The sequence below is a fragment of the Actibacterium sp. genome, from assembly GCF_041584535.1.
Taxonomy (GTDB): domain Bacteria; phylum Pseudomonadota; class Alphaproteobacteria; order Rhodobacterales; family Rhodobacteraceae; genus Actibacterium_D.
Genome location: NZ_JBFHDW010000269.1, coordinates 1 through 3,542, shown reverse-complemented (window position 1 = coordinate 3,542; position 3,542 = coordinate 1). Strand labels below are relative to the sequence as shown.

Genomic DNA, 3,542 nt, shown 5'->3' with positions numbered 1-3,542 from the left:
GATTTCGCCAAGGCCATCGCGGCGGGCGCGTCCTGCGCCATGGTCGGCAGCATGATCGCCGGCACCGACGAAAGCCCGGGCGAGGTGATCCTGTATCAGGGCCGCTCGTTCAAATCCTATCGCGGCATGGGCAGCCTTGGCGCCATGGCGCGCGGCTCGGCTGATCGATATTTCCAGAAAGACGCCGCCAGCGACAAGCTGGTTCCCGAAGGCATCGAAGGTCAGGTGCCCTATAAAGGCTCGGCCAACGCTGTGCTGCACCAACTGGTCGGCGGTCTGCGGGCCGCGATGGGCTATACCGGCTGCGCCACCATCGACGAGATGCGCTCTCAGTGCCAATTCGTGCGGATCACCGGCGCGGGCCTGAAAGAAAGCCATGTCCATGATGTGCAGATCACCCGCGAAAGCCCGAACTATCGGGTTGGGTGATTTATCAATGGCTTGTGCGGCGTTCTTAATGTTTGATCCGGGGCAGGGGCAGTGACGCCCGCCGCCCGGATCGCCGCCGCGATTCAAGTTCTGGACAGCGTCCTTGCCGGAGACGCGGCCGAGCGCCTGCTGACCACATGGGGCCGCCAGAACCGCTTTGCCGGGTCCAAAGACCGGGCCGCGATCCGCGATCACGTCTTTGACGCGCTGCGCTGCCGCCGCTCATATGCGGCGCTGGGCGGGGCGGAAACCGGGCGCGGGCTGATGCTGGGGGCGCTGCGCGCGCAAGGCGTTGATCCGGATGAGGTTTTCACTGGTCTGGCCTATGCGCCCGCCGCCTTGACCGAGGCCGAGCGTGCCGCTCCGCCCACCCTGACCGATCTGCCCGAGGCCGTGGCACTGGACTGTCCCGATTGGCTGGAACCGGCGCTGCGCGACAGTCTGGGCGACGATTTCGCTCCGGTGCTAACGGCGCTGCAACACCGCGCGCCGGTGTTCCTACGGGTCAATCTGCGCAAGACCACGCGCGACGCTGCTCAGGCTGCGCTGGCCGCTGAAAGCATCGTGACCGCACCACATCCCCTGTCGGAAACCGCGCTGGAAGTGCTTGAAAACCCGCGAAAAGTTCAAACTTCCGAGGCCTATCAGGATGGGCTGGTGGAATTGCAGGACGCGGCCTCGCAAGCGGTCACCGACCTGTTGCCGCTGCGCGACGGGATACGGGTGCTGGACCTGTGCGCGGGCGGAGGCGGCAAAACGCTGGCGATGGCGGGCCGCGCCGAGGCCCGGTTCTTTGCCCATGACGCCGCGCCGCAACGCCTGCGTGATCTGCCGGTCCGCGCCAATCGCGCTGGCGTTAAAGTTGAAGTTTTACAAGGTGATGCACCGGAAACTTTACCTGAATTCGATCTGGTTCTGACCGATGTGCCTTGTTCCGGCAGCGGCGCGTGGCGACGCAGCCCCGAGGGCAAATGGCGCCTGACCCGCGCCGCGCTGGACGACCTGCTGCAGATCCAGTCCGGCATTCTGGATCGCGCCGCCGGTTTGGTCGCCCCGGACGGGGTTCTGGCCTATGCGACCTGTTCGCTGCTGGACGAGGAAAACGCGGGCCAGATCAATGCCTTCCTTGCCCGGACGCCCGGATTTTCCCGCGTTTCCGGCCACAGCCTGACCCCGATTGATGGCGGCGATGGCTTTCATCTGACCTTGCTTAAGCGCGAGTCGTAAAACTTTACACACAACCTAAGGTGGCTAAACTGCTGGCTTTAACCCGTGCTTAACCCAAAAGCGCGGAAATACGAGTTGCACGATTCGTATCGGAGGCCTGTTTGTCGCTGCTTGACCCCAATCTGCCGCCCCTGACCCGACGCACGGCGGCCCTGTCGGCGCGGGCGGTGCTGGTGCTGGCGGTGGCGGTGGGGCTGATGGCGCTGTCCGTGGGTGTCAGCGGCGGCATGGTCTCGACCATTCTGGCGGCGGCGGCGGTGACGCTGGTGGTGCTGGTGCTTGCGATCCGCCTGACCCAAATCTGGCGCGCGCAGGCACCCTTGGGCGCAGTGCGCCGGTTTGCGGAAAACGACCCCGCGCCGGGGTTTGTCACCGATCCCGACGGGCGATTGCGCTGGCAGAATGCGGCGGCCGAGCAAAAATTCACCCTGACCGGGGCGCAAACCCTGATCCGCGCCTTGGGCGACGTGTTCGCCAACCCGGCGGCAGTGGTCTATCGGCTGCAGGCCCGCGCAGCGGCCGAGGGGCAGGCGCAAGAAGATATCGTCACCAGTCGCGGCCATGCCCGGATCGCGGTGCATCAATTGGCGCATAAGCACCTGTTCTGGCGCATCGACGAGACCGGGGAACGCCCCGCCGCCCGTGGCGCAGAGGCGCTGTGCCTGCCGGTGCTGACCGTTGGGCGCAGCGGGATGGTTTTGTTCATCAACGACGCCGCGCGGCAATTTCTGGGTAAGCGCCCTAAAACCCTTGATGAAATCCTGCCTCGCCCGCCCGCTAATCCGGGCGATCCGGTGCTGTTGAACGGTGCATCCGGCGCTTTGCCCGCACGGGTGGCGCTGTTTGAAACCTCGGGCGGTCGGCGCGAGGTCTATCTTTGGCCCGGCGCCGCGACCGAAGCACCGATCAGCGATGACGCGGTACTGGACGCGTTGCCGGTGGCGCTGTTGCGCCTGTCCGCGGATGGGGCCGTGGTGCTTGCCAACCGATCTGCGCGCGAAATGCTGGGGCAGGTGCCCCCCGGCGCGCATTTGTCCGATCTGGTCGAGGGGCTGGGCCGTCCGGTGATGGACTGGCTGGCCGATGTCGCCGAGGCGCGGGTTTCAAACCGGTCCGAAGTTCTGCAATTGCGACGCTCGGATCAGGAACTGTTCATACAGGTCTCGCTTGAGCGGCTCGCCGATCAGGGCGGCACTGGTTTCGTGGCCGTGTTGAATGATGCGACCGAGTTGAAGACGCTTGAGGCGCAGTTTGTGCAAAGCCAGAAAATGCAGGCGATAGGCCAATTGGCTGGGGGAGTTGCACATGATTTCAATAACTTGCTGACCGCGATCACCGGGCATTGCGACCTGCTGTTGCTGCGGCACGACGCGGGCGACCCGGAATTCGGCGATTTGATGCAAATCCAGCAAAACGCCAACCGCGCCGCCAGTCTGGTCGGGCAATTGCTGGCGTTTTCGCGCAAGCAGACGCTGCGGCTGGAGCAGGTCGATCTGGACGACACTTTGGCCGATCTGACCCATTTGCTGAACCGGCTGGTCGGGGAAAAGGTGGTGCTAACCGTCTCGCATGATCCCAACCTTGCGCCGATCCGCGCCGACAAGCGGCAGCTGGAACAGGTCATCATGAATTTGGTTGTCAACGCCCGGGACGCAATGCAGGGCGGCGGCGAAATCCGGATCGAAACCGCGATGAACCATCTGGACACGGAATTGCGCCGCGACCGGGCGGTCGTGCCTGCGGGCGACTATGTGCTGGTGCGGGTCACCGATCACGGCCACGGAATTGCACCGGACAAGCTGCAAAAAGTGTTCGAGCCGTTCTTCACCACGAAAAAGGTCGGTGAAGGCACCGGTCTGGGCCTGTCCACCGCTTACGGCATCGTC

The 3,542-nt window shown here is 64.5% G+C and carries 3 protein-coding genes; all 3 read left to right on the top strand.

The genetic code is table 11. The annotated features are described in order from the left end of the window. The coding region (locus ABYW26_RS12060; protein ID WP_372605150.1) for an IMP dehydrogenase at window positions 1–429 on the top strand (429 nt) is incomplete at its 5' end. A 51-nt stretch (window positions 430–480) separates the two neighbouring features. Next, window positions 481–1,656 carry an RsmB/NOP family class I SAM-dependent RNA methyltransferase gene (locus ABYW26_RS12055; protein ID WP_372605148.1) on the top strand — a complete coding sequence of 392 codons (1,176 nt, stop codon included), beginning with the start codon at window positions 481–483 and terminating at the stop codon, window positions 1,654–1,656. Between the two features lie 101 nt (window positions 1,657–1,757). After that, window positions 1,758–3,542, top strand: a 1,785-nt coding sequence (locus ABYW26_RS12050) for an ATP-binding protein (protein WP_372605146.1), incomplete at its 3' end; no start/stop codon positions are given.